Source organism: Williamsia sp. Y853 (genome assembly GCF_056786495.1).
Map to the genome: position 1 here is coordinate 310,255 of NZ_JBXCJC010000004.1, position 25,306 is coordinate 335,560.

Genomic DNA, 25,306 nt, shown 5'->3' on the forward strand with positions numbered 1-25,306 from the left:
ATTACACATGAAATCAAGCGGATAAGCCATGGAAACGCTCGTATTGGTCGCCTGTACTGGTTCACATGACAAACACAACAACACCCCGACATCAACGTCCCATCCTGGTTGTCGGCGCAACCGGTAAAACCGGTGGGCGAGTGGCAGATCGACTCGAACGATCGGGTCTGCCGGTCCGGCGGGCAAGCCGCACATCGACCACACATTTTGATTGGACCGACCGCGGAACCTGGAAGTCCGCGCTCGAAGGTGCAGGCGCGGTCTACATCACCTACCAGCCAGATTTGATCGTGCCTGCCTCGGTCGACGACATCACCGCCTTTGTCGCCGCGGCCGGCGAGGCCGGTGTCGACCGGCTCGTCCTGTTGTCCGGGCGCGGTGAACCCGAGGCGCAGGCCTGTGAACAGATCGTCCTGCGCGCCGGCATCCCCGCAACAGTGTTGCGGTGCAGCTGGTTTGCGCAGAACTTCAGCGAGGCATTCCTCGTCGACGGTATCCGCGAAGGTGTGGTGGTGCTGCCCGTCGGACCGGTGGGTGAGCCGTTCATCGACGCCGACGACATCGCCGACGCCGCCGTCGAAGCACTGACCGGCACCGGCCACGCCGGCCATGTTTATGAGCTGACCGGCCCGCGATTGCTCAGCTTTGCCGACGCCACCGCAGAGATCGGTGAAATACTCGGCCGCGACATCGCATTCCTGACGGTTCCCGATGGCGACTATCGCGCCGCGATGCTGGCCGAAGGCATCGGCTCGGAGTACGCGGACATGGTGATGGCACTGTTCGGAACGTTGTTCGACGGCCGCAATGAATCGGTCACCGGCGGCGTCTTCGAGATCCTCGGACGCGAACCCGCAGATTTCTCCGATGTGGTGAAAAAGGCGTCCATACAAGGAGTTTGGTGATGGCGATGGTCCGGGAGTCGGTGCTGGTGCTCGGAGTGGTGACGGTGGGCCTGATGGCCGGGCTGTATTCGGCTTTCGCCTGCGCCGTGATGCCAGGTCTGCGGCGCGTCGACGACAAATCTTTCGTCGCGGTCATGCAACGGATCAACGTCGCCATCGTCAATCCGATCTTCCTGCTGGTCTTCCTCGGTGGCCTGGCTTTCACAGTGGTCGCCGCCGTGCTCTACCGCGACCACCGGCTGCTGTGGTGGATCGTGGCAGGCGCGGTCCTCTACGGATTGACGCTGATCACCACCGTCGCCTTCAACATCCCGCTCAACAATCAGATCGCCGCAGCCGGAGATCCCGATCGGATCAGCGACCTACGCGCGGTCCGGGTGGCGTTCGAGGAACCCTGGGTGCGGTGGAACATCGTCCGGGCGGTGGTGAACACCGGTGCACTGGCGGTGCTCGTCACCGGTCTGGTGACGCGATAGTCGAGTGGGTGCCGGGGTTCGAAGCCTGGTCGAGATGAGCCCTGCCCTCCGGCGCTGCGGCTGAGCGTCGCGCAGGCGTCAGTTATGCGATTGCGTCGAGATTCTCGTGATCTCGTCGACCACTGCGGAGGGATCATCCAGTGACACAAATGTTCTCGCGCCCGGAACCTCGGCGAATCGCGCTTTGGGGAACTGAGCGGCCAGACGTCGGCCGAGGGCGGGTGTGAAGCACTTGTCTGCGGTGCCCCACACGAGTGTCACCGGTTTGTCGAAGGCACCCAACCGCCCGGTCACCTCGTTCAATTCGGATGGGCGGATGTTCGAGAACAATCTCCTGATGTCACGCCGGATCTGCGCGGATTCGCGGGCCGGTGCCACCCAGCGTTCGGTGAGGTCGGGCGGGAGATCCTTCGCCAACAGGCCGAACCCCGCCGGTGAGTGGCGAATTGCCTTGGACCGCATCAGCTTCAATGCGGGGGACAGTACGCCGGGCACCTTCAAGAGCGAGAAGGTGGCATTGAAGGGAAACGGCGGGAAGGTGTCGAAGGCGTCGCAATTGGTGAGCACCAGCCGCCCGATGTCCTCGCCGTGGGCGTCCACGGTGAACTGGCACAGTGCACCCCCGGTGTCATTGCCGACGAGCGTCACATCGTCGAGGTCGAGGCCGACGATCAATTCGCGGATCAGGCCGGCAATTCCGGCGGGGCTCAAGTCCGCATCGGGTTTCATCGGAATCCGATGTGAACCGAGTGGGAGGGTTGGCAGATGACATCGGAACCCCGCAGTGGCCAGACCGGTTGCGACGTCGCGCCACAGTTCGGCGTCGACCAACGCGCCGTGGATGAACAGCACCGGCGGTAAAGGGGAGTCGTCGGGGCCGACGGATGTGTACTCGATGGTCCCGAGAGTGGTCTCGACGGTTGCCATGATGGGTATCCTTCCAGGGGATCGCCGCGCAGTCCGGGTTTATATGGGAGCGCTCTGCCGAGCCCCGCAAAGCACGCCGCGAGATGCCCTATTTCACCCGCCGGTTGATTAAGTCCACGACGATCGAATGACCTGCACCGCGTTCGCTGACGGCGTATCGCATGGCGAATACCCGCCCGAGCTGCAGTGTTGATGGATTAAAGGGTCCGAAACCGGGCCCGCCGGGGGCGTAGGCCGACACATCTGCGGTGCCGGTGACCTGCGGCCATTAGACTGAGACCAAGGCCGCTGAGGGTGACGTTTAGATGTTGCCGTCGGCATAGGCCCACCCTGGGAAGATGGACGCCTGTGGACCAGTCAGACTGGACCCGAAGCTGCAGGTCGTGCTCGACCCATTGAAACGTAAGGGAGAACAATGTTCGAACGGTTCACCGACCGCGCTCGTCGGGTTGTAGTCCTGGCTCAAGAAGAAGCGCGGATGCTCAATCACAACTACATCGGTACCGAGCACATCCTGCTGGGTCTGATCCACGAGGGCGAAGGCGTTGCCGCCAAGTCGCTCGAGTCGTTGGGGATCTCGCTCGAAGGCGTACGCAGCCAGGTCGAGGAGATCATCGGCCAGGGTCAGCAGGCACCGTCCGGTCACATTCCCTTCACTCCCCGCGCGAAGAAGGTCCTCGAGCTCTCGCTGCGTGAGGCGCTGCAGCTCGGCCACAACTACATCGGCACCGAGCACATCCTGCTCGGCCTCATCCGCGAGGGCGAGGGCGTAGCGGCCCAGGTGCTGGTCAAGCTCGGCGCCGACCTCAACCGGGTGCGCCAGCAGGTCATCCAGCTCCTCTCGGGCTACCAGGGCAAAGAGCCTCAGGAAGCCGGCACGGGCGGTCGCAGCACGGAGGCCGGTACGCCGTCGACCTCGCTTGTCCTCGATCAGTTCGGTCGCAACCTGACCGCGGCTGCTGCCGAGGGCAAACTCGACCCGGTCATCGGGCGCGAGAAGGAAATCGAACGCGTCATGCAGGTGCTGAGCCGCCGCACCAAGAACAACCCGGTGCTCATCGGTGAACCCGGCGTCGGTAAGACCGCTGTCGTCGAGGGCCTGGCCCAGGCGATCGTGAACGGCAACGTTCCCGAGACGCTCAAGGACAAGCAGCTCTACACCCTCGACCTCGGGTCGCTGGTTGCCGGTAGCCGCTACCGCGGTGACTTCGAAGAGCGCCTGAAGAAGGTTCTCAAGGAGATCAACACCCGCGGCGACATCATCCTGTTCATCGACGAGCTGCACACGCTCGTCGGCGCAGGTGCTGCCGAAGGCGCCATCGACGCCGCCAGCATCCTCAAGCCGAAGCTCGCCCGCGGTGAGCTGCAGACCATCGGTGCGACCACCCTCGACGAGTACCGCAAGTACATCGAGAAGGACGCCGCACTCGAGCGCCGGTTCCAGCCGGTGCAGGTCGGCGAGCCGAGTGTCGAGCACACCATCCAGATCCTTCGGGGTCTGCGGGACCGCTACGAGTCGCATCACCGCGTCTCCATCACCGACGGTGCACTGACGGCCGCGGCCACCCTGGCGGACCGGTACATCAACGACCGCTTCCTGCCGGACAAGGCGATCGACCTGATCGACGAGGCCGGCGCCCGGATGCGTATCCGCCGGATGACCGCACCGCCAGACCTGCGCGAGTTCGACGACCGGATCGCCGACGCCCGCAAAGAGAAGGAATCGGCGATCGACGCCCAGGACTTCGAGAAGGCCGCGAACCTGCGCGACAAGGAGAAGCAGCTCGTCACCGAGCGCGCCGAGCGTGAAAAGCAGTGGCGCAGTGGCGACATGGACATCGTTGCCGAGGTCGATGACAACGAGATCGCCGAGGTCCTCGGTAACTGGACCGGTATCCCCGTCTTCAAGCTCACCGAGGAGGAGACCACCCGTCTGCTCCGTATGGAAGACGAGCTGCACAAGCGGATCATCGGCCAGACCGAAGCGGTCAGGGCCGTCTCCAAGGCGATCCGTCGTACCCGCGCCGGTCTGAAAGACCCCAAGCGTCCGTCCGGTTCGTTCATCTTCGCCGGCCCGTCCGGTGTCGGTAAGACCGAGCTGTCCAAGGCGCTGGCGAACTTCCTGTTCGGCGAGGACGACGCGCTCATCCAGATCGACATGGGCGAGTTCCACGACCGGTTCACCGCGTCGCGGCTCTTCGGTGCCCCTCCCGGCTACGTCGGATACGAAGAGGGCGGCCAGCTCACCGAGAAGGTGCGCCGCAAGCCGTTCTCCGTCGTGCTGTTCGACGAGATCGAGAAGGCACACCAGGAGATCTACAACACGCTCCTGCAGGTGCTTGAGGACGGCCGTCTCACCGACGGTCAGGGTCGTACGGTCGACTTCAAGAACACCGTCCTGATCTTCACCTCGAACCTCGGTACGGGCGACATCTCCAAGGCCGTGGGTCTGGGCTTCTCCCAGTCCGGCGCCGAGGGCTCGAACTACGAGCGGATGAAGCAGAAGGTCAACGACGAGCTCAAGAAGCACTTCCGGCCCGAGTTCCTCAACCGTATCGACGACGTCATCGTGTTCCATCAGCTCACGAAGGACGAGATCATCAAGATGGTCGATCTGATGATCGCCCGCGTCGAGACGCAGCTGCGGAACAAGGACATGGCTCTGGAGCTGACGGACAAGGCCAAGGCCCTGCTCGCCAAGCGCGGCTTCGATCCGGTCCTGGGTGCGCGGCCACTGCGTCGCACCATCCAGCGCGAGATCGAGGATCAGCTGTCCGAGAAGATCCTGTTCAACGAGATCGGTGCAGGCGAGATCATCCTCGTCGACGTCGAGAACTGGGACGGCGAAGACGAGGGCGAAGACGCCAAGTTCACCTTCAAGGGTTCGAAGAAGCCGATCGCGCTTCCCGACACCCCGGTGGAACTGGCCAAGACCGGCGACTCCGAGAAATAGCCGATAGAAAGTAAGGGGCGCAACCACGAAAGTGGTTGCGCCCCTTCTTTTTGCAGGCACAGACAGAAGCACCCGTTCCGGTCAAAAACACACGTTGCAACAAGTGTTTTTGGCTGGAACGGGTGCTTTTGTGGCTATTGCGCTGCGGCGTCCTTGTTATCGCGGCCGGCGAGCAGGAGTGTGATCGTCAACTCCAGGCGGTTGGTGACGTCGGTGGCCGAGGCCCGGCGGGTCAGCCACTGCACCAGATTCGACATCCAGACGTCGGAGACGACGCGGGCGATCTTCAGGTCGAGATCGCCGGGTTCGCCTTCGACCATGGCATTGGCGAGCAGACGGTCGATGATCCTCGCGACCTTGTCGACCTCTGCGGAGGCCGATGCATCGGCGAACATGAATGCGCGGGTCATTGCTTCGGTCAGCAGCGGATCACGTTGCATGGCAAGGGTTATCATGTCCAGGACGTGGCGCAGACGCTCGAGTGGCGTGTCTCCGCGGAGGCGGGTCTTGTCGGCGCGGGCCTCGACGCCTTCGAACTCGCGGGCCAGGGCGGTGACGAGTAGGTGCACCTTCGAGGGGAAATACCGATAGAGGGTTCCGACGGCAACGTCGGCACGGTCGGCGACGGCGCGCATCTGCACGGCGTCGTAGCCGCCCTTTGACGCGAGGGCAAGCGTCGCGTCGAGGATGCGGCGTCTACGTTCACGCTGGGCGTTGGAGCCGAGGTCGATCTCGGTACCGACGGCAGCATCGCTGACCGAACCGCCGGTGGGATTCGGGCTTGCCATCAGTGGACGACCTCTTTCGTTTCTGCGCCCAGTGGGCCCTGGTTTCTGTGGTTGACCGTTTTTGCAGGTGGTCAACTACACATTAATCGCTGGCACCGAAAATGCGATTTGGAGGCCGCGTGCCGCAGCCCCTTTCATTCTGCTGCCTCGAACGTGCAATATTAGAACAGGTTCTACTACGCACCGACAACTCCGAGTAGTCAGGATGTCCAGGCCCATGACGATCGCTACCACTCAAGAACATACCGCTGTGGCCGATGCAATTGGTCAATGGTCCAAAAAGGTGTCGGCAATCACCTCGGTCCGGGCGGCCGAACCCGGATCCGACGTGCAGGCCGATGCCTGGCCTGCACTGTTCCCCGAACTGGCGGGTCTCGGGGTGTTCGCGGCCGCGGTACCGGAGAGCCAGGGCGGAATGGACGCGATGTTCATCGATCTCGCCGTCATGCTCGAGCAAACGGGCTACGGACTCGTCCCCGGTCCGGTAGCCGGAACGGCCATCGGTGCCCTGCTGGCAGCGGTGACAGGCGCGCCGAATGAGAACGCGTTACTCGGGCAGTTGCTGGCCGGTGAGGTCGGCGTCGCGATCGCAACGGCTGTGCTGACGGGCGGTGGCGTGGTCCTGTCGACCGAAACCGAACGCGGCGTCCTGTCGGCCGACGGTGACCTCGGACTGGTCGCCGGGTACGCAGATGGTGTCGCGCTGCTGGCGCCGGTGGACATCGCGGGAAGCCGGCGGTGGGTGCTGCTGGAACCGAAAACGCCGGGTGTGGTCGCCGACAAAGTCGAGGGCATCGACTTCTCGATGGACCTCGCTCGGGTCCGGTTCGAACAGGTCCGGATCCCCGCTCACGAGGTCCTGCACGTCTCGGATTCGTTTGTGCGGGCCACGGTCATCGCCGGGATCGCCGCTCAGGCGGCCGGAGTTGCCCGCTGGTGCCTCGACACCGCCGTCGAGTACGCCAAGGTGCGGGAACAGTTCGGCGCGCCGATCGGCAGCTTTCAGGCCGTCAAACACATCTGCGCGGAGATGCTCTGTCGCAGCGAACTGGTCGGCGCCGCGGCCTGGGACCTCGCCGAGGCCATCGACGAACTCACCGAAGCCGACAATGCCGACCGCGAGGCGGCGACGGCGCAGCTGGAGATCAGCGCCGCGGCGGCAGCGACGGTGGTCGCCGAATTGACCGTGGCGAACGCCAAGGACTGTATCCAGGTACTCGGCGGGATCGGGTTCACCTTCGAACACGATGCGCACCTCTACCTGCGTCGGGCGCTGGCCTGGCAGGCCCAGCTCGGGGGCCCGGGGCGGTGGCGCAGGCAGGTTGCCGAACTGAACCGGTCCGGGGTCCGTCGAACGTTCACGATCGATCTGGGGGACGCCGAGCGCGACCGCCCGCAGGTTCGGGAGCAGGCGGAGTCCATTGCGGCCGCGACGGATCAGCGCCTGGAGCTTGCTGCCACCGGATACCTGACGCCACATTGGCCAACGCCGTACGGACTCGGCGCCGACGCGTCGCATCAGGTGCTCATCGATTCCGAATTGGAACGAGCGGGCGTTCGTCGTCCGGACCTGGTGATCGCGGGGTGGGCGATCCCGACGATCGTCGCGCACGGCACCGACGCGCAGCGCGAACGCTTTGTGCGGGCGACGCTCGACGGCGAGTTGTTGTGGTGCCAGCTGTTTTCCGAGCCGGGGGCGGGCTCAGACCTCGCCTCGCTGCGGACCAAGGCCACGAAGGTCGACGGCGGCTGGCGGCTGCAGGGTCAGAAGGTTTGGTCGTCGCACGCGCACGATGCCGATTGGGCGATTTGCCTGGCGCGAACCAATCCTGATGTCCCCAAGCACAAGGGGATCACGTATTTCCTCGTCGACATGAAGTCGGCAGGCATTCAGACGCGGCCGCTGCGCGAGTTGACCGGCCGGTCACTGTTCAACGAGGTCTTTCTTGATGACGTGTTCGTCCCCGACGACTGTGTGGTCGGGGAGGTCGACAACGGCTGGCGCCTGGCGCGCACCACGCTGGCCAACGAGCGAGTGGCGATGGGTGGCTCGGCCCTCGGCAAGGAGATGGAAGCGCTTCTCGAGCAGATCGGTGACTCGGTGCTGACCGATGCGCAGACCGAAGGTCTCGGCGATCTCATCGTGCAGGCGCAGCTCGGGCAGGTCCTGGATCTGCGGACGGTGCTCGGGTCGATCAACGGGACGGATCCGGGGGCGGTGGCCGGTGTCCGCAAGCTGATCGGGGTTCGGCATCGGCAATCGGTGCCCGAGTTCGCGCAACAATGCCGTGGTACCGAAGGCCTGGCCTTGTCCGCGGCTGCCGACACGTTCCTGCTGAACCGGTGTCTGTCCATTGCGGGTGGCACCACCCAGATCCTGCTGACGGCCACGGCCGAGAGGCTGCTGGGTCTGCCCCGGTGAGGTGCGGCCGCAGCTTGGCGCAAGTCGAAACGGACACCGTGTTCGTCTGATACAACTAGAACAAGTTCTAATTCTTTGGAGGGGTGTAGAACGTGGATTTCACGCTGGATTCCACCGCCCAAACTGTGAGCGATGTCATGGACTCGGTGCTGGAACGGCACGAGACGGTCTGGGACGCGAATCTGACAGATCGCGGGGGGTTCGAGACAACGTTGTGGTCGGCGCTGGCCGGTGGCGGTGTTCTGGCGCTGCCATTGCCGGAGAGCCAGGGCGGCGATGACGTCGGTGTCGGTGGGCTGCTCCCCGTCGCCACCGCGTTGGGACGGTCCGCGGCCGTGACACCCGCGATCGGGACCCTGATCTCGGGGCTGGCGCCACTGGCCGCCCGGGCTCCCGACGTGGCGGTCGAACTCGGCGCCGCAGTGCAATCGGGTGGTTGGTTGGCTGCGGCCATCAACGAGCCGGGCGCGGCGATGACGGCCACACCGCACACCTCGGTGTCGGGCGGAAAGTTGACCGGGACCAAAACCGGTGTGCTGCATGCCGAGGGTGCGAGCGCCCTGCTCGTCGCCGCAGACGCGGGCGTAGCTGTCGTCGCCGGTGATGACCCGGGAGTGACCATCACCAGGACGACCTCGTCGTGCGGATGGGGCGAGTACACAGTCGAATTCGACAACGTGCCGGTCCGGACCATCGTCGAGGGCGATCCGGATTGGCTCATCGAGCACCACGCGCTCGGCATCGCCGCCTACGCCGACGGATTGGTCGCCGGTGCGATGAAGCTGACGGCCACCCACGTCACCGAGCGAGTCCAGTTCGACAAGCCCATCGGGACGTTCCAGGCCGTACAGCAGCAACTCGCCGACATCTACGTGGTGGCCCGGTCGATGACACTGGCGACCACGGCGGCCGGCTGGCGTTTATCCGAAGGTCTTGATGCGGGGCCGGATCTGGCGGTGGCCACGTACTGGCTGGCGCAGGAGGTCCCGGCCACGATGCGGACGATGGTCCACCTCCATGGCGGCATCGGTGTCGACCTCACGTACCCGTTGCACCGGTACTTCTCGATCGCCAAGGATCTCGCGCGGCTGGTGGGTGGACCCACCAGCCGCCTCGATGCACTGGCCGAGCAGGTAGAGGCAGGAGCGTAAACCCGATGTTCATCGATCTCACCCCCGAGCAGCGCAGCCTGAAAGCGGAGCTGCGCGAATACTTTTCGACGCTGGTCTCCGAGACCGATGCCGAAGTTATGCTCACCGAGCGACACGGACCCACTTACCGCAAGGTGATCCGGCAGATGGGCAAGGACGGCTGGCTCGGTGTCGGATGGCCAAAGGAATACGGTGGCCGCGGATTTGGCCACATCGAACAGCAGATCTTCGTCAACGAGGCCGCTCGCGCCGATGTCCCGTTGCCTTCGGTGACGCTGCAGACGGTTGGACCGACTCTGCAGCTCTACGGCACCGAGGAGCAGAAGCAACGGTTCTTGCCTGCGATCCTCGCCGGTGAGGTCCACTTCGCGATCGGTTACACCGAACCCGATGCCGGCACCGACCTCGCATCGCTCAAGACCACCGCGGTCCGGAGCGGCGACGAGTACATCGTCAACGGACAGAAGATCTTCACCACCGGCGGCCACGACGCCGACTTCGTGTGGCTGGCCTGCCGGACCGACAAGGACGTTGCCAAGCACAAGGGCATCTCGATCCTGATCGTCGACACCACCGACCCCGGATACAGCTGGACCCCGATCATCACCGCCGACCATGCCCATCACGTCAACGCCACGTACTACTCGGATGTGGTGGTGCCTGCCAACATGGTGGTTGGTGAGGTCAACGGCGGATGGCGGCTCATCACCACACAGCTCAACCACGAGCGCGTCATGCTCGGTCCCGCCGGACGACTCGACGGGCTCCTCGCCCGCATCACCGAGTGGGCGGAGCGCCCGGGCCCTGACGGCACCGTTCCGGCAAAGCACACGGACGTGAAACGTGCTCTGGCAGAGCTGCATGCCTACTACCGGATCAACGAGCTGCTCAACTGGCAGGTGGCAGCAGGCGGCGATTCGATCTCGATGGCCGATGCCGCGGCAACCAAGGTCTTCGCCACCGAACGGCTACAGCACGTCCACCGCTTGATCGACGAGATCCTGGGCAGGCACGGAGATTTCTCCGACCCGCAGACCGCCGCGCTCGCCGACTGGTTCGACGTCCAGGCCAAGCGCAACGTCGTGATCACCTTCGGTGGCGGTGTCAACGAGGTGATGCGCGAGATGATCGCCACCGCCGGGCTCGGTCTACCCCGCGGAAAGCGCTGAGAGGAGCCATTCCATGACAACTGTTGATACGTCGACGATCATCGCGGCCACCGACCGCGTCCGGGCTGCGGGCACCAGCGCTCCGGTGGCAGGCCGCGACCCCATCAACACAGCCATGATCAACAACTGGACCGAGGCCATCGGGGACAACAACCCGATCTACGTCGACGACGATGCCGCCCGCGCTGCGGGATACGACGGCATCGTGGCTCCTCCGGCGATGGCACAGGTGTGGACGATGCGGGGACTGACCAGGGTGCGCGCCGACGACGACCCACTCGGTCGGGTGACACAGATTCTCGACGATGCGGGCTACACGTCAGTTGTTGCGACCAACTGTGATTCGACCTACCACCGGTACACGAAGCCTGGTGAAGAGGTGACCATCGAGGCCGCCCTGACGGATGTGGTGGGGCCCAAGCAGACCGGCCTCGGCGAAGGCTGGTTCTTCACCACCAGGAACACCTGGAAGGTCGGCGACGAAGTTGTCGCCGAGATGGATTTTCGGATCCTCAAGTTCCGACCGCCCGCCAAGGATCCGGTGTCGGATAGGGATCCTGGGCCACCCGCGGCCGACAGCGCGGTGATCTCATCACTCGGTTCACCGGCCGACGATTTCGATCCGGCAAAGATGATGCGTCCCACCCCATCTCTGGACACGCTGTTCTTCTGGGACGGCGTACGCGAGCACGAGCTGCGCATCCAAAAACTCGAGGACGGATCGCTGCGGCATCCGCCGGTGCCGGCGATCTGGAAGGCCAAGGGCGAGGAGACCGACTACGTGGTCGCCTCCGGCCTGGGCAGTGTCTACAGCTACGTGGTGCACCATGCCCCGAAGGTTCCGGGCCGAAAGTTGCCGTTTGTCATCGCGCTCGTCGAACTCGACGAAGGTGTACGGCTTTTGGGCGAGCTCCGCGGGGTCGAACCCGAGCAGGTCGAGATCGGGCTTCCGGTACGTGTCGAATTCCTTGACTTCCCGGCGGTCGACGATGCCGCCGCCTGGACGCTGTATGCGTGGCAGCCCGCCGGAACAGGAGTGCAGCAATGAATGTTCCCCCCGCGGTACCCACAGTTGTCCCGCCCGCCAACCCTCCCGCAGCAGTAGTCGGTCTTGAACTGCCGACTCTCACAGTGGACGCGACACCGACCTTCGTGGTTTCGACGGCCTTGGCCACCAGGGACTTTCAGGATGTCCACCACGACCGCGACCTCGCGCACCAGAAGGGGTCGAAGGACATCTTTGTCAACATCCTCACCGACACCGGACTGGTGCAGCGGTACATCACCGACTGGGCCGGGCAGCGCGCGCAGATCCGGTCGATCAAGCTACGACTCGGTGTGCCCTGGTACGCCTACGACACCTTGACGCTCACCGGCACCGTGAGCGCGGTGGATGACGGTCTGGTGACGGTCGACGTGATCGGCAAGGACAGCCTCGGAAACCACGTGACATCGGTGGTAACACTGGTGATGGACCATACGAACGTCAGTGCACCGGCGGGAAAAAGTGAAGCGGGAGTGAGCCGATGAGCGGGTTGTCCGGCAAGGCAGCGATTGTCGGTATCGGCGCCACCGACTTCTCCAAGAACTCGGGACGCAGTGAACTGCGGCTCGCCGCCGAAGCTGTCACCGCGGCGCTTGCGGACGCCGGATTGACACCGGCAGACGTGGACGGACTGGTCTCGTTCACCATGGACACCAACACCGAGATCGCGGTCGCCCGCGCCTCGGGCATCGGTGAGTTGAAGTACTTCTCTCGCATCCACTTCGGTGGGGGAGCAGCGTGCTCCACCGTGCAGCAGGCGGCGATGGCGGTGGCGACCGGGGTTGCCGATGTGGTGGTGGCCTACCGGGCCTTCAACGAGCGGTCGGGCATGCGGTTCGGCCAGGTGAACACCTCGCTGGTCGCGCAGGACAACTCGTCGGGCACCGACAACGCCTTCAGCTATCCACATGGGCTCAGTACCCCGGCTGCGTTCGTGGCAATGGTGGCCCAGCGATACATGTACGAATATGGCGCCACCAGTGCAGATTTCGGCCAGATCGCGGTGGTGGATCGCAAGCATGCAGCGGTCAATCCCGAGGCTTTCTTCTACGGCAAACCCATCACGCTCGACGATCACCAGAACTCGCGGTACATCGCCGAGCCCCTCCATCTCCTTGATTGCTGCCAAGAATCCGATGGTGGGGTGGCGATCGTGGTGGTGTCGGCCGAGCGCGCCAAGGATCTACCGCATACGCCGGTCGTCATCGCTGGTGCTGCATCGGGCAGTGGTGAAAACCAGTACATAATGACCAGCTACTACCGCGACGACATCGCCGGACTCCCCGAGATGGGGTTGGTGGGCAGGCAGTTGTGGGAGCAGTCGGAACTTCGCCCCGACGACATGGATGTCGCGATCCTCTACGACCACTTCACGCCGTACACGTTGATGCAGCTCGAGGAGCTCGGATTTTGCGGTCGCGGTGAGGCGAAAGATCTTGTCCGCGAACCCGGTGCACTCGAAGTGGGTGGCCGGCTGCCGCTCAACACCCACGGTGGGCAACTCGGGGAGGCGTACATCCACGGGATGAACGGCATCGCCGAAGCTGTCCGACAGCTTCGTGGTGACTCGGTCAACCAGGTCGACGGCGCAGGTGCAGTGGTGGTCACCGCCGGCACCGGAGTCCCGACCAGTGGTCTTGTCCTGACCGCATAGTTCGTGCCCCCATTCTCGTCGCAAAGGAGATTTCTCAGATGGCCTTCAACCTTGCCGATGTATTCGAGACCGTCGCCGACTCGGTTCCCGACCGGATTGCGTTGACCTACGAGGGTGTTGATCACAGCTACCGCTTACTCGAACGCGAGTCGAATCAGGTGGCACACATGTTGTCGGCCGCGGGAATCGGTGCCGGCGACCATGTCTCGCTGTTCCTCAAGAACAGCCTGGAGCACGTCACCACCATCCTCGGTGTCATCAAGCTGCGTGCTGTTCCCATCAACATCAACTATCGCTACACACCGGCAGAGCTGCTCTACATCTTCGAGAACTCCGACTCGGTGGCGATAGTTGTCGAAGAACTCGAACATCAGGAGAACCTGGCACAGATCATCGGACAGATCCCGACCCTGCGGACGGTGCTGGTGATCGGGGAGGTCTCCCAAGCGCTGGCCGATGCCGCAACGGAGGCCGGTGTGAGTGTTCTTCCCTTTGCGCCGCAGGGGTATTCGGATGCGCGGGACTTCGAACCCCGGACGGGCGATGAGCTCTGGGTGCTCTACACCGGCGGCACCACCGGCTACCCCAAGGGGGTGATGTGGCGGCACGACGACTTCTTCCACAAGCCGTTGTCGGGCGGTAACCCGTACGAGGACAACAACCCACGCAAGAACCTCGGCGAAGTTGCCGCAGCGGCAAAGGAGTTCCCCGATCTGGCCTTCCTGATCGCGGCACCGCTGATGCACGGCGCGGCGTTGTATTCGCTGTTCACGTTCTTGACCCTGGGTGCGCGCCTGGTATTGATGCGGACGTTTGACCCCGAAAAAGTGGTGCGCTCCATCGAATCCGACAAGGTCAACGTGATCCTGATCGTCGGCGACGGTATGGGTTCGCCCCTTGCAGATGCGATGAACAAGCTGAAGGACGAGGTCGACATGTCGGCCCTGTTCTCGATCACCTCCGGCGGTGCGATCTGGTCGGTCGGTGTGCGAGATCGGATGGTCGCGGCGAAGCCTGATTTGTTGCTGCGCGATAACTTCGGGGCCTCGGAGTCCGGCAACGACGGTGCCTTTGAAGTTCGGGAGGACGGCACGCTGGCGATGCCGCCGTCTTCGAAGATGACAGTGCTCGACGAAAAGCTGGAGCCGATCGAACCAGGCTCCGGTGAGGTGGGGATGATCGCCCGGATCGGGAACGTGCCCCTGGGCTATTACGGGGATGAGGAGAAGTCGGCGCGAACATTCCCCACGTTGCCCGATGGCACCCGGGTGTCGGTGCTCGGCGATATGGCGCACGTCGAGGCCGACGGCACCATCGTCTTCCTCGGACGCGGTTCGCAGTGCATCAACACCGGTGGTGAGAAGGTGTTTGCCGAAGAGGTCGAGGCCTGCCTGCACGCACACCCCGCGGTCGCCGACGCACTGGTGGTCGGGGCCCCCGACGAACGTATGGGCCAGAAGGTCTCGGCCGTGGTAGCGGTCCGCCCGGACCAGACCGCGCCGACGCTCGACGAAATCCAGGAGCATTGCCGAACGATGCTGGCGGGCTACAAGATTCCCCGTCTGCTGGTGTTGGTCGACGAGATCAAGCGGACCCCGGCCGGTAAGGCCGACTACCGGTGGGCCAAGGATGCCGCACTCGGCACATCGGTTTCGGGCGCGGTGAGCAGCTGAGATAGGCCGGAGTCGTTGCGCTGCAAGCGATCAGGCAATTCCTCCGTTGGCGTACAGGGTCTGTCCGTTCACCCACCGTCCCGGACCTGCCAGGAATGCAACGACTTCTGCGATGTCCTCGGGCTCGCCCAGTCGCTCTAGCGGGGCTGCGCTTGCCAGCCGGTTGATCAGTTCGCTCGGTTTGCCCTCGAGGAACAGCGGTGTCGCGGTCGGGCCCGGTGCGACCACGTTGACGGTGATGTCGCGCCCACGTAGTTCGCGCGCGAGTATGAGGGTCAACGCCTCGACGGCCCCCTTGGTTGCGGCATACGCGGCGTAATTCGGTTGTTGCAGACGGGTTATCGAGGTGGAGAAGTTGACAAGCGCACCGCCCGGACGCAGTTTCTGGGCCGCGAGCTGGGACACGACAAACGTTCCTCTGACGTTGGTCCGGTGCATTCGGTCGAAGTCGTCGAGATTCATGTCGGCGACAGGCGCGAGCAGCATGATGCCCGCGGTGTTGACAACGATGTCGACACCACCGAACTGCTCGGCGGTCTGATCGAAGACACGCTCCATCTGGGTCTCGTCCGCAACGTCGCCGCCTGCAGTGATGGCCGTCCCACCGTTCGCGGTGATGCCGTTGGCCACCGCATCGGCTGCCGCCGCCCGTCCGGCGTAGTGGACCACCACGTTGTTTCCGTCGGCTGCGAGGCGTTCGGCGACCGCTCTTCCGATCCCGCCGGAGCCACCGAAGACGATCGCGGTGCGGGCATTGTGATTCTTGCTGACCATGGCCAACTCCCTTATAAGTGGATTAGTTGTACACAAACTAAAATGTAGACTACTTGTACATATGAGGCAAGGGGTGAGGTCAATGACGACGGACAGGTTGCCCGCCGAGAAGGACATCAAGTTGCGCGCCGGAAGAGGGCGCCGCGCCGCAGCGGAAGTGCACCAGGCTGTTCTCGCCGCGACGACGGAGCTGCTGTTCTCCGGTGGCATCAAGGCCGTGACCTTCGACAAGGTCGCAACTCACGCCGGCGTCAGCAAGATGACCTTGTACAAATGGTGGCCGTCCCCAGGGGCGCTCGCACTCGAGGCGTACTTCTCCGCCGTCGAGGTGGAGCTGGGTTTCGAGAACTCCGGCGACCTCGGCCGCGACCTCAAAGCGCAGTTGCATTCGTTCATCCACCTACTCGTCGACACCCCTCGAGGTCGCGTGATCGCAGAGTTGGTGGGACTTTCCCAATCGGATCCCGCGCTCGCCGCAACGATCGAGACGACGTACACGCGGCCGCGCCGTCAACTTGCGGTCGACCGTCTTCGGTTGGCGCAGGAGGCGGGTGTGCTTCGCGACGATATCGACCTCGAAGTCGTGGTCGACCAGTTGTGGGGCGCGGCCTACCATCGGCTGTTGCTCCCGGCGCAACCGCTGACCGTCGCCTTCGCAGACGCTCTGGTCGACAACATTCTCCGCGGCATCGGCACACCCTCCGCGCGAATCGACTGACTGCTCGGTTCGGGGGTGGGAAGTCGGGTTGAACCGTTCGACCTTGCCGTCGCGCCAGCTGGGAGGTCGTCAAAGGCGTTGTGCACGGACGCGCATCCGTGGCCTTGCTTTGTTGTTGCGGTTGCCGATTGTGCGTTCGAGGTTCGGTGGCCGTCGCGTCGGGGCTCGGCCGAGCTTGCTTGATGTCGGCGTGGATCGGATCCAATTAGCCTGTGGTGCAGCTACAATAATCGATCGGAAATCGCCGCCGCGCCGCCGGTCGGTAGCAATCAGCCCAAATCTTGGCTGTGGTGGCGAGCACTGCAATCGTTCGGCGGTGCGTCAGAGGGTCCGGCGCTGATCGACGATCGTAGAAGAATTTCAACCTGCCGTTCGGCACAAGCGTGGGAGGTGAGGATGTGTTTGTTGTTGGTGAAGTTCCGGCACCCACGCCGATACCGGAAGACCTCACCTATCTTTACTGGTGCCACACCGTTCGCGACCGTCCCTGATCATTGTGCCTAGCTGATCAGTCGAAATTCGTCTGAGTTGTTTCGTCATACTAGCGAAAGATGTTGCACACAAACAACATTGGATAGAATCAATCCTTGCGAACACGTGTTCGAGTAGGTACAGTGGAATCAATCGACCACAAGCACGACGTATCTGACGCCTTCCCCGCAGACACATCCGGTCGACCTCCCGGTTTGCTCTTGTCCTTGGAAGGTGCTGTGCTATGCGACTTCTCGAGATGGTTGACGATCTGGTCGACCTGGTCTTACCTGATGATCCAACTGCCACGCTGGGTATGGCGAAGGATCTGATAACCCTGCGCAACGCCGCCGAGCATCAACTAGCGGTGTGCGCCGCGGTGATCGACGAGTCGGGTATCGCCCGTAAGGCCGGGTCGACGACAGCAAAGTTGTTGCAGGCCAACGGTGCTGCACCGGTGTCTGCGTATCGCTGGATACGTATCGGCGCCGGTATTGCGGGCTTGGATCGTACCGCCGGCTATTCGCGGGACGGGTTTCTGTCGTCCGAGCATGTCGATGCGGTGGTCAAAGGTGTTGCGCATGTCCTCGGGCGGTCCGAGGATCCGATCACCGCTGAGCAGCAGATCGAGTTCGAACGGAAACTGTTGAACCACGCCATCTCCGGAGCACCACCGGCAGAGATCAGCGCGGCGGCCCGAACGCTGGGGAATGAGGTGGCGAAGGACACCGGCGGTCCACCGCCGGCTGAAGACCGGTCACTGAACAGCCTGGACTATGCAGTCCGTGAAGGTCGCTGTGTCGGCACGTTCGATGTGGATGCGGTGATCGGGGAAAAGTTGTTCTCCGCGTTGGACTTCTGGTCCAAAGCACGCCCCGAACCGGACGGTTCGGATGACAGTCGAAGCCCCACCCAACGCCGGGCTGATGCGCTGCACCAGTTATTGGATTGCGGCGGTGGCGAGCAAACGCTGGTGTCGGCGCCGCGAACCGAAGTGATGGTCACCGTGCCCGCCGATCATCCCGAGGCTGCCACGTTGCCGTGGATGGGTCCGATCACCGAAGCGACCGCCGCAACGTTGGCCTGCGATTCATCAATCACCTCGATCACCCTCGACGGGCAGGACGTCCCGGTCGATATGAGTCCACCGAAACGGCTGTTCAAAGGGCTTGTGCGCAAAGCGATCATCATCCGCGACACCTGCTGTGTGAAATGTGGTGCCAAGGCAGGCTGGTCGGACTGTCACCACATCATGCACTTTGTTGATGGCGGTGCCACCACCCTCGACAACGGGTGCTTGCTGTGCCGCACCTGTCACATGGCGGTTCACAACACCGGGTGGGACGTGATCATGGGCTCCGACGGACACCCGTGGATGATTCCGCCCGCCGATATCGATCCGCAGCGAAGACCACTACCGGCCTACAACAGACGAACCCTGACGCTCGCCGCCTGAACCAACTTTCCACCCCAGCGCACCCGAGATCTTGTCGGGACCGCGCACGCATCTTTGACAACTCCATAGCGTGAAAACGCTCGATGCTGCCGTCCAGACGAGCTGTGGCGGCAGCATCGAGCGGGCAAGTTCACCGACATCTCCAGACGGTGCACGCCTCTGCTGACGGGTTAGTCGTTGATTTTTGCTTCGGCTTTGGCGTCGGCACGCTCTGCGGCACCGTCGTCGATCTGTTTGGGCGTGAGGAAGACAAGGCCGATGGCCGTTGCCAGGCATACGCCGCCCAAGGCGAGGCATGAGGTGCCCATCGGTCCTTCGAAGGCCTCGATGGCGCCCTTGCTGATCCGTGCGGCGAGCTCCGGTTGGACGGGGGACAGTTGGCCCGCCACCTGAAGTGCTTCGGCAAGAGTGTTGGTGATGTGCTCGCTGATGGAGTCGGCAGCGGTCGCGGCCTCTTGTGCGCGCTCCGTTTGCCCGGCGGCTTCGAGCTGTGTGGACAGTTGTTGCATCGACGCCTCGGCGTCGGCGGCAACCGGTTCGATGTTCCGGGTATACCCGGCGGCCAACAGGCTTCCGCCGACAGCGATTCCGATCGCTGAACCGAGCTCGCGGGCGGTGTCGTTCACCGCAGATCCGACGCCCTGATTGTCGGTGGGTGTGTTGATCATGATTGCGGTGGTCGACGGCGCCGTGGCGATACCCAATCCGATTGCCAGGATGATCATTGCGACGACGATGGTCTGATAGCTGTCGAGGTTGACGGCGCCGAGATAGATCGAACCGACGCCCATCGCGGCCATGCCGAACACCAGAATGGTCCGCAGACTCGTTCGGGTGGTGAGCCAGTTTCCGATCAGCGAGAACACCATCACCAGACCGACCATCGGCATCAGGGCGACTGCGGCTTTGAGCGGTGAGTATCCGAAGACCAACTGCAACTGCTGCAGTAGCACCAGGAAGATCCCGAAGACGACAAGGAACTGCACCGTGATGCTCAGTGTGCCTGCAGAGAATGCGCGGTTGTTGAACAGACGCACGTCGAGCAGCGGTTCCGGGTTCTTCCGCTGCCAGAACCAGAATGCCGCGATGAGCAGGAGACCGCAGATCAGCGCCAGCAGCGACAGCGGGTTGAGCCAGCCGCGATGCGGTGCCTCGATGAGGCCGTAGACGAGTAGTCCGATGCCGGAGGCCGAGGTGATCGACCCGATCCAGTCGAATCGGTGCGTGGTCGAGTCCTTGGACGTCGGGATCGTGCAGGCCAGCACCGCGGTGACGGCCGCTGAGATGCCGAACGTGACGAATATGGAGTGCCAACTGAAGAACTCGAGAAGCACACCGGTCACGAAAAAGCCTGCAATGCCGCCGGATCCACCAACGCCGGCCCAGATGCTCACGGCGAGATGGCGTTTGGATTCGGGTACGCCTGCGGTGATGACCGACAGTGTCGCCGGCATGACAAATGCCGCGCCCACGCCCGTCAGTGCACGGGCGGCGATGAACTGATCGGGATTGGACACCCAGATCGGGAGCAATGAGCCGATGGTGAAGACGACGAGCCCGCCGATCAGTACTTCGCGGCGGCCGTACCGGTCGCCGATGGCTCCGGCTGGAAGCAAGAGGGCGGCGATGGTGAGTGTGTAGCCGTCGATCAGCCAGGTCACCTGATTGGAGTTGGCGCCGACGGCCGGGGCGATGTCGGGAATCGCGGTGTTGAGGGAAGCCATCGCGGCGATGACCAGGCTCAGTGCAGCGCAGGCGACCACGATGAGCCAGATTGCGCGGAAGCCGAGCTTATCGCGCGTCGGGGTGCCCCCAGAAGAGTCCATTTATCCAATTTAGGCGAGTGAAACGTGTTCTATCCAGCTGTTCGTGTTGTGTAATCGTTATCACTATGATCGGTGTGGCTGACGTGCATCACCTGTCACGTGTGTCACATTTGTCCCGCTGGTAACACAACATTTCGATGTTGCTGGTGACGACCGACCCAGCCGGGCTGGCCATGTTCATTAGAGAGGGAATCCAATGGCCTCAACGCATGTCAACGACACACCCGTCATCAAACTACGTATCTGGCGAGTCCTCACACTGGTGGGCTCCTTGGCCGCGATTTTCGTCGGCCTGGTTGCCATCTTCATGAGTGCCGCCTGACCCCAGTTCGAGCAGGCTTCGTCAGTCCTCGTGACGAAACGTCGTCAGCACGACATCGCCCAGCGCGGGCGCGTCGTCGCGGTCGGCCACCGTCGCCCTGATGAGGAGGCGGGATCCGTCCTCCCACACCCTGATTCGTAGCGTCTCGCCGGGAAAGACGACTCCGGCGAACTTGGCGCCGAACCGTTCGACCCGATCCACCTCACCGTCGAGCAGTGTGTCCACAACAGCGCGGCACACCGTCCCGTAGGTGCACAGGCCGTGCAAGATCGGCCTCGGGAAACCTGATTTCTCGGCAAACTCCGGATCGGAATGCAGCGGATTGCGGTCGCCGCACAGCCGGTAGAGCAAGGCCTGCTGCGGAAGTGTCTTTGCCTCGATGACGTGATCTGGTTCGCGATCGGGGTAGACGACTTTCTCGGAATTGCCCCGTTCGCCACCGAAACCGCCCTCGCCCTTGGCGAAAATCGAGGAACGTGCGGTCCACAGGGGCTCTCCCGCATCGTCGACGGTGGTGAACTCCTCGATGATCACCGCAGCCGAACCCTTGTCCTGTAGTTCGATGATCCTGACCGTGGTGGTTGCCGATCCTGATGCGGGAATGGGCTTGTGCACCAGCACTTCCTGCGAACCGTGGACGACATTTGCGAGATCGATCTCGACGCCGGGCTTGGAGACCTTCGGCGGTTCTGTGTCATGGAAATGTGCGGCCACGGTCGCGAACGTCGGCAACACCTTTGGGTGGTTGTCGTCGAAATAGCGAAGTGCTGCGCGGTCCAGCGGATCGGCGCCTGCACCCACCCCGAGGTTGTAGAGCGCGACATCCGAGGCATTCCAGCTGTAGGACTCCTTCGAGACCACCGCGCCCAGCGCGATATCCGGATCGATCGCCATCAGCTTGCCTTCTCCTTCTTCACTCGATCCTGTTGTGCATGTGCGGCGATGTCGAGAGCGGCAAGGTAGCCGAAAACCATTGCCGGACCGATGGTTGCGCCGGGGCCCGCGTAAGTGTGGCCCATCACCGGTGCGCTGGTGTTACCCGCTGCGTACAAGCCGTCGATGGCAGAGCCGTCCGTGCGAAGTGCGCGTCCGGCGGCGTCGGTGTTGATGCCGCCCTTGGTTCCGAGGTCGCCGGGCACCATCTTGACCGCGTAGAACGGACCCTTCTTGAGTGGGCCGAGGCTCGGATTCGGCTTGTTGGTGATGTCGCCGTAGTAGTGGTCGTACTTGCTGACCCCGCGACCGTAGTCGTCGTCGATGCCCTTCACCGCGAACTCGTTGAACCGCTTGGTGGTTTGGGCAAGGCCATCGGCCGGTACGCCGATCTGCTCCGCAAGTGCCTCGATGCTGTCGGCCTTGGTGATCACACCCGACTTGAACCAGTTGCCGGGCAGCGGTTGCCGTCCGGACACCGAGGCGAACATGTACCGGTTGCGGTAGGTCTGGTCGAAAACCAGCCAACACGGCAGATTCTCTCCGGGACCTTCACCCTGGCCGAACTCGCCGCCGTACATCTGGTGCACCGCTTCGACATACGGCAGTGACTCGTTCATGAATCGCTGACCGCGGTCGTTGATCATCATGCTTCCCGGTAGCGCGCGCTCCGACAGGGCGAACCAGGGGCCGCGGGGGAGCGGGATGGTCGGGCCCCACCAGGCATCTTCCATAAAGCTCACGGCTGCACCGATTTTGAGCCCCGCATTGATGCCGTCACCGGTGTTGGATTCGGCGCCTGTGGTCCATTGGGATCCGATGGGCTGACGCTGGTACTTGTGCCGCATCTCGATGTTGTGCTCGAAACCACCGCAAGCCAGCACCACACCGTGGCGGGCATGGAGCGTGCGCCTTGTTCCGTCGGATTCGACCTCGATGCCGACGACCCGGTCGCCCTCGGTCACCAGGTCGACGAGTCCGGTGTTCAGCTGCAACGGAATTCCGGCCTGTCGGACGCCGAGCAGCAATTCCGACATCAGGGCGGCGCCCATCGCGATCAGCTTCTTGCCGGTGAGTTTGGCCCAGGTGAACCGCATTCCGACCTTCATGAACCGGAGCGGGCCCTTCCAATGCCGCAGACCGGTGCTCAGCCAGCGGTAATCCGACTGCATCACCACCACGTTCAACGGGGACTTCGTGTACGGCGGGTGAAGCGTCTTGAAGTCTTTGCCGAGTTTGCGTGAATCGAAGGGCCTGGGTTCGCAGGACCGTCCATGGACGCGCCCACCCGGTGCCTCCGGATAGTAGTCCGAGTAGTTCTTGACCCATTCGAGGTCGAGCGGAGAGTGCTCCATCAGGAATTCGAGCGCTTCGGGGCCTCTATCGATGTAGGCGTCGATCCGATCTGGTGCGACCACATCTCCAACGATCGATCGGACGTAGGTGCGGGCGGCCTCGCGGTCGTCCTTCACGCCGTCGCGCTTCAGGAGTCGGTTGTCCGGAATCCACACGCCACCGCCCGAGCGGGACGTCGACCCACCCCAATAGGCGGATTTCTCGACGATGATCGTGCTCAGACCGTGTGCCGCAGCGGTGATGGCGGCGCTCATGCCTGCACCGCCGGCGCCGACAACGATCACGTCATACGTTTCGTCCCCCGGATTCGGCACGCTGCCGTCACCTCGTCCGCTTTCCGGACCACTCATGATTCGCCCCTTCGCGCATCGCCGACTTCCACCCGCAAGGTAGAACACGTTATAAACTGCCTCAAGAGGCAGGCTATACCAGCCCGGAATGGGTTGGCGAGGCCTTCAGAGGGTCAAAACCGAAACACGTTCTATTTCGCTCGAACTCCAGAAGTGAGGCAAGTGGTGACGATCTCCGACCGGCTGCGCCAGCAGATCGCCGACGATTTGGCGGACGCCGAGCTGCATGCTGCCGCCATCGATCCGCCGGCCGCGGCGTACCCGGATCTCGACGTGACCGATGCATACGAGATCCAGCTGATCAACATCCGGAAGCGGCTGGCCGCCGGTGCCACGATCGCCGGGCACAAGGTGGGCCTGGCGTCCGAGGCGATGCAAAAGATGATGGGGGTCGACGAGCCCGACTACGGACATCTGCTCGACGTGATGCAGTACCACGAGCACACGCCGATCGACGCGACGAAGTTCTGCTACCCCCGTGTCGAGGTGGAGGTGGGGTTCATCCTCGGAGAAGATCTGCCCGGCGCCGGATGCACCAATGAAGACGTGATCGCGGCGGTGGAATGGGTGGTTCCCTCCATCGAGCTCATCGACAGCCGGATCCGGGACTGGAAGATCTCCCTACCCGACACCATCGCCGACAACGCCTCCTCCTGCGGCTGGGTACTCGGTGAGCAGCGGGTTCGGATCGCAGATATCGACACCGGCAACATCGACGCCACCCTGCACCGCAACGGCGAGCTGATCGCCGAAGGCAATTCCAGTGCGGTCCTCGGGCACCCGCTCAACGCGGTGTCGTGGCTGGCCAGGAAGGTCGAGAGTTTTGGGGTCAGATTGCGCAAGGGTGATGTGATCTTGCCCGGAACCGCGACCCGTGCGATCGATATTCGTTCCGGGGATCACTTTGTTGCCGACTTTGTCGGGTTAGGAAGTGTGACTCTGGATTTCAGTTAGAAAGATGCGACATCGCCGATTGATTTTCGCCACCGACACAGTCCAACGTTAGGAGTACACGTGGCTGACAAGATCACCGCCGCAATCATCGGATCGGGCAATATCGGCACCGATCTCATGTACAAACTCGCACGCTCAGAGGTCATCTCACCCAGGTGGATGGTGGGTATCGACGCCGAGTCCGAAGGCATGAAACGGGCCGCCGACCATGGGCTGATCACGATGTCGGGAGGCGCCGACGAACTACTGGCGTCGGCCGAGAAACCGGACCTCATCTTCGAGGCCACGTCTGCGTACGTGCACCGCGAGTACGCGCCCAAGTACGAGGCCGCCGGCATCACCGCCATCGACCTGACGCCCGCGGCGGTGGGACCCGCGGTGGTGCCGCCTGCCAACCTGCGCGAGCATCTCGATGCACCGAACACGAACATGATCACCTGCGGCGGACAGGCCACCATCCCGATGGTGCACGCCGTCTCGTCGGTGGTCCCGGTGGTCTACGCGGAGATCGTCGCGTCGGTGTCGTCGAAGTCGGCAGGCCCGGGTACCCGCGCCAACATCGACGAGTTCACCAAGACCACCTCCCGCGGCATCGAGACGATAGGTGGTGCCGAACGCGGCAAGGCCATCATCATCCTCAACCCCGCCGATCCGCCGATGATCATGCGTGACACCATCTTCTGTGCCATCCCCGAAGACGCCGACATCGACGCGATCGCCGAGGCGATTCACAAGCGGGAGAAGGAGATCCAGGAGTACGTGCCGGGATATCGGCTGCTGCAGGATCCCCAGTTCGATGCGCCGAGTGTCGGCAACGGCGGGATGGCCCGCGTGTCGATCTTCGTCGAGGTCGAAGGTGCCGGCGACTTCCTGCCCCCGTACGCCGGGAACCTCGACATCATGACCGCCGCCGCCACCAAGGTCGGCGAAGAGATCGCGAAACTGAAACTGGCCGCAGCACAGAAAAAGGTAGGGGTCTGAGT

Annotated in this window: 21 protein-coding genes; 15 read left to right on the forward strand and 6 right to left on the reverse strand. The window is 63.3% G+C overall.

Annotated features, from left to right (window positions below):
• Nucleotides 1-65: 65 nt before the first annotated feature.
• Nucleotides 66-905: an NmrA family NAD(P)-binding protein gene (locus tag AC1TPF_RS22005; RefSeq protein ID WP_482145309.1), complete on the forward strand. Its 840-nt coding sequence runs from the start codon at nt 66-68 to the stop codon at nt 903-905.
• Nucleotides 905-1,381, forward strand: coding sequence for an anthrone oxygenase family protein (locus AC1TPF_RS22010; RefSeq protein ID WP_482145310.1), 477 nt, complete (start codon nt 905-907; stop codon nt 1,379-1,381). The genes AC1TPF_RS22005 and AC1TPF_RS22010 overlap by 1 nt, the downstream gene beginning before the upstream one ends.
• A gap of 78 nt (nt 1,382-1,459) precedes the next feature.
• Here AC1TPF_RS22010 and AC1TPF_RS22015 read toward each other — a convergent pair whose 3' ends face one another.
• Entirely contained in the window at nt 1,460-2,308 is an 849-nt protein-coding gene (locus AC1TPF_RS22015; protein ID WP_482145311.1) for an alpha/beta fold hydrolase, read from the reverse strand.
• Nucleotides 2,309-2,723: 415 nt separating this feature from the next.
• Here AC1TPF_RS22015 and AC1TPF_RS22020 point away from each other — a divergent pair, with 415 nt between their 5' ends.
• On the forward strand, nt 2,724-5,261 hold the full coding sequence (locus AC1TPF_RS22020; RefSeq protein ID WP_482140831.1) for an ATP-dependent Clp protease ATP-binding subunit: 2,538 nt from the start codon (nt 2,724-2,726) through the stop codon (nt 5,259-5,261).
• Between the two features lie 134 nt (nt 5,262-5,395).
• On the opposite strand, the gene kstR is transcribed toward AC1TPF_RS22020, so the two are convergent.
• On the reverse strand, nt 5,396-6,049 hold the full coding sequence (kstR, locus tag AC1TPF_RS22025; protein WP_482140829.1) for a cholesterol catabolism transcriptional regulator KstR: 654 nt from the start codon (nt 6,047-6,049) through the stop codon (nt 5,396-5,398).
• A gap of 217 nt (nt 6,050-6,266) precedes the next feature.
• On the opposite strand from kstR, the gene AC1TPF_RS22030 reads away from it, so the two are divergent.
• The 7 genes from AC1TPF_RS22030 to AC1TPF_RS22060 all read left to right on the forward strand — a co-directional run bounded on the left by AC1TPF_RS22030 (nt 6,267) and on the right by AC1TPF_RS22060 (nt 15,163).
• The gene (locus tag AC1TPF_RS22030) at nt 6,267-8,471 is read left to right on the forward strand and encodes an acyl-CoA dehydrogenase family protein (RefSeq protein ID WP_482145312.1); all 2,205 of its coding nucleotides are present in this window, start codon (nt 6,267-6,269) and stop codon (nt 8,469-8,471) included.
• Between the two features lie 92 nt (nt 8,472-8,563).
• Entirely contained in the window at nt 8,564-9,622 is a 1,059-nt protein-coding gene (locus tag AC1TPF_RS22035; protein WP_482145313.1) for an acyl-CoA dehydrogenase family protein, read from the forward strand.
• A gap of 5 nt (nt 9,623-9,627) precedes the next feature.
• On the forward strand, nt 9,628-10,791 hold the full coding sequence (locus AC1TPF_RS22040; RefSeq protein ID WP_482145314.1) for an acyl-CoA dehydrogenase family protein: 1,164 nt from the start codon (nt 9,628-9,630) through the stop codon (nt 10,789-10,791).
• A gap of 13 nt (nt 10,792-10,804) precedes the next feature.
• Complete coding sequence (locus tag AC1TPF_RS22045; protein ID WP_482145315.1) at nt 10,805-11,839, forward strand: bifunctional MaoC family dehydratase N-terminal/OB-fold nucleic acid binding domain-containing protein; 1,035 nt, start codon at nt 10,805-10,807, stop codon at nt 11,837-11,839.
• Nucleotides 11,836-12,321 carry a MaoC family dehydratase gene (locus tag AC1TPF_RS22050; RefSeq protein ID WP_482145316.1) on the forward strand — a complete coding sequence of 162 codons (486 nt, stop codon included), beginning with the start codon at nt 11,836-11,838 and terminating at the stop codon, nt 12,319-12,321. The genes AC1TPF_RS22045 and AC1TPF_RS22050 overlap by 4 nt, the downstream gene beginning before the upstream one ends.
• Nucleotides 12,318-13,490 carry a lipid-transfer protein gene (locus AC1TPF_RS22055; RefSeq protein ID WP_482140817.1) on the forward strand — a complete coding sequence of 391 codons (1,173 nt, stop codon included), beginning with the start codon at nt 12,318-12,320 and terminating at the stop codon, nt 13,488-13,490. The genes AC1TPF_RS22050 and AC1TPF_RS22055 overlap by 4 nt, the downstream gene beginning before the upstream one ends.
• Before the next feature lie 38 nt (nt 13,491-13,528).
• On the forward strand, nt 13,529-15,163 hold the full coding sequence (locus AC1TPF_RS22060) for an AMP-binding protein (RefSeq protein WP_482140815.1): 1,635 nt from the start codon (nt 13,529-13,531) through the stop codon (nt 15,161-15,163).
• Nucleotides 15,164-15,193: 30 nt separating this feature from the next.
• Here AC1TPF_RS22060 and AC1TPF_RS22065 read toward each other — a convergent pair whose 3' ends face one another.
• On the reverse strand, nt 15,194-15,937 hold the full coding sequence (locus AC1TPF_RS22065; RefSeq protein WP_482140813.1) for an SDR family oxidoreductase: 744 nt from the start codon (nt 15,935-15,937) through the stop codon (nt 15,194-15,196).
• A gap of 82 nt (nt 15,938-16,019) precedes the next feature.
• Between AC1TPF_RS22065 and AC1TPF_RS22070 the strand changes: the two genes are divergently transcribed.
• Together AC1TPF_RS22070 and AC1TPF_RS22075 are read left to right on the forward strand one after the other, a co-directional pair.
• On the forward strand, nt 16,020-16,655 hold the full coding sequence (locus AC1TPF_RS22070; RefSeq protein WP_482140811.1) for a TetR/AcrR family transcriptional regulator: 636 nt from the start codon (nt 16,020-16,022) through the stop codon (nt 16,653-16,655).
• Between the two features lie 715 nt (nt 16,656-17,370).
• The gene (locus AC1TPF_RS22075; protein ID WP_482145317.1) at nt 17,371-18,582 is read left to right on the forward strand and encodes an HNH endonuclease; all 1,212 of its coding nucleotides are present in this window, start codon (nt 17,371-17,373) and stop codon (nt 18,580-18,582) included.
• Between the two features lie 170 nt (nt 18,583-18,752).
• On the opposite strand, the gene AC1TPF_RS22080 is transcribed toward AC1TPF_RS22075, so the two are convergent.
• Nucleotides 18,753-20,408 (reverse strand): MFS transporter, encoded by a 1,656-nt coding sequence (locus AC1TPF_RS22080; RefSeq protein ID WP_482145318.1) that lies wholly within the window; start codon nt 20,406-20,408, stop codon nt 18,753-18,755.
• A 196-nt stretch (nt 20,409-20,604) separates the two neighbouring features.
• On the opposite strand from AC1TPF_RS22080, the gene AC1TPF_RS22085 reads away from it, so the two are divergent.
• Complete coding sequence (locus tag AC1TPF_RS22085) at nt 20,605-20,730, forward strand: hypothetical protein (protein ID WP_482145319.1); 126 nt, start codon at nt 20,605-20,607, stop codon at nt 20,728-20,730.
• A 21-nt stretch (nt 20,731-20,751) separates the two neighbouring features.
• Here the strand turns inward: AC1TPF_RS22085 and AC1TPF_RS22090 are convergent, their stop codons facing one another.
• Together AC1TPF_RS22090 and kstD are read right to left on the reverse strand one after the other, a co-directional pair.
• Entirely contained in the window at nt 20,752-21,624 is an 873-nt protein-coding gene (locus tag AC1TPF_RS22090; RefSeq protein WP_482140804.1) for a MaoC/PaaZ C-terminal domain-containing protein, read from the reverse strand.
• Nucleotides 21,624-23,369, reverse strand: coding sequence for a 3-oxosteroid 1-dehydrogenase (gene kstD, locus AC1TPF_RS22095; RefSeq protein WP_482140802.1), 1,746 nt, complete (start codon nt 23,367-23,369; stop codon nt 21,624-21,626). The genes AC1TPF_RS22090 and kstD overlap by 1 nt, the downstream gene beginning before the upstream one ends.
• A gap of 165 nt (nt 23,370-23,534) precedes the next feature.
• Here kstD and AC1TPF_RS22100 point away from each other — a divergent pair, with 165 nt between their 5' ends.
• Nucleotides 23,535-24,323, forward strand: coding sequence for a 2-keto-4-pentenoate hydratase (locus tag AC1TPF_RS22100; protein ID WP_482140800.1), 789 nt, complete (start codon nt 23,535-23,537; stop codon nt 24,321-24,323).
• A 60-nt stretch (nt 24,324-24,383) separates the two neighbouring features.
• A complete protein-coding gene (locus AC1TPF_RS22105) occupies nt 24,384-25,304 on the forward strand; it encodes an acetaldehyde dehydrogenase (acetylating) (RefSeq protein ID WP_482140798.1) in 921 nt (306 codons plus the stop codon).
• Nucleotides 25,305-25,306: the final 2 nt, after the last annotated feature.

Bases quoted from the DNA above. Each gene is read 5' to 3' on its own strand.
- AC1TPF_RS22005 (WP_482145309.1), top strand. From the start codon at position 66: ATGACAAACACAACAACACCCCGACATCAACGTCCCATCCTGGTTGTC.
- AC1TPF_RS22010 (WP_482145310.1), top strand. From the start codon at position 905: ATGGCGATGGTCCGGGAGTCGGTGCTGGTGCTCGGAGTGGTGACGGTG.
- AC1TPF_RS22015 (WP_482145311.1), bottom strand. From the start codon at position 2,308: ATGGCAACCGTCGAGACCACTCTCGGGACCATCGAGTACACATCCGTC.
- AC1TPF_RS22020 (WP_482140831.1), top strand. From the start codon at position 2,724: ATGTTCGAACGGTTCACCGACCGCGCTCGTCGGGTTGTAGTCCTGGCT.
- kstR (WP_482140829.1), bottom strand. From the start codon at position 6,049: ATGGCAAGCCCGAATCCCACCGGCGGTTCGGTCAGCGATGCTGCCGTC.
- AC1TPF_RS22030 (WP_482145312.1), top strand. From the start codon at position 6,267: ATGACGATCGCTACCACTCAAGAACATACCGCTGTGGCCGATGCAATT.
- AC1TPF_RS22040 (WP_482145314.1), top strand. From the start codon at position 9,628: ATGTTCATCGATCTCACCCCCGAGCAGCGCAGCCTGAAAGCGGAGCTG.
- AC1TPF_RS22045 (WP_482145315.1), top strand. From the start codon at position 10,805: ATGACAACTGTTGATACGTCGACGATCATCGCGGCCACCGACCGCGTC.
- AC1TPF_RS22050 (WP_482145316.1), top strand. From the start codon at position 11,836: ATGAATGTTCCCCCCGCGGTACCCACAGTTGTCCCGCCCGCCAACCCT.
- AC1TPF_RS22055 (WP_482140817.1), top strand. From the start codon at position 12,318: ATGAGCGGGTTGTCCGGCAAGGCAGCGATTGTCGGTATCGGCGCCACC.
- AC1TPF_RS22060 (WP_482140815.1), top strand. From the start codon at position 13,529: ATGGCCTTCAACCTTGCCGATGTATTCGAGACCGTCGCCGACTCGGTT.
- AC1TPF_RS22065 (WP_482140813.1), bottom strand. From the start codon at position 15,937: ATGGTCAGCAAGAATCACAATGCCCGCACCGCGATCGTCTTCGGTGGC.
- AC1TPF_RS22070 (WP_482140811.1), top strand. From the start codon at position 16,020: ATGACGACGGACAGGTTGCCCGCCGAGAAGGACATCAAGTTGCGCGCC.
- AC1TPF_RS22075 (WP_482145317.1), top strand. From the start codon at position 17,371: ATGCGACTTCTCGAGATGGTTGACGATCTGGTCGACCTGGTCTTACCT.
- AC1TPF_RS22080 (WP_482145318.1), bottom strand. From the start codon at position 20,408: ATGGACTCTTCTGGGGGCACCCCGACGCGCGATAAGCTCGGCTTCCGC.
- AC1TPF_RS22085 (WP_482145319.1), top strand. From the start codon at position 20,605: ATGGCCTCAACGCATGTCAACGACACACCCGTCATCAAACTACGTATC.
- AC1TPF_RS22090 (WP_482140804.1), bottom strand. From the start codon at position 21,624: ATGGCGATCGATCCGGATATCGCGCTGGGCGCGGTGGTCTCGAAGGAG.
- kstD (WP_482140802.1), bottom strand. From the start codon at position 23,369: ATGAGTGGTCCGGAAAGCGGACGAGGTGACGGCAGCGTGCCGAATCCG.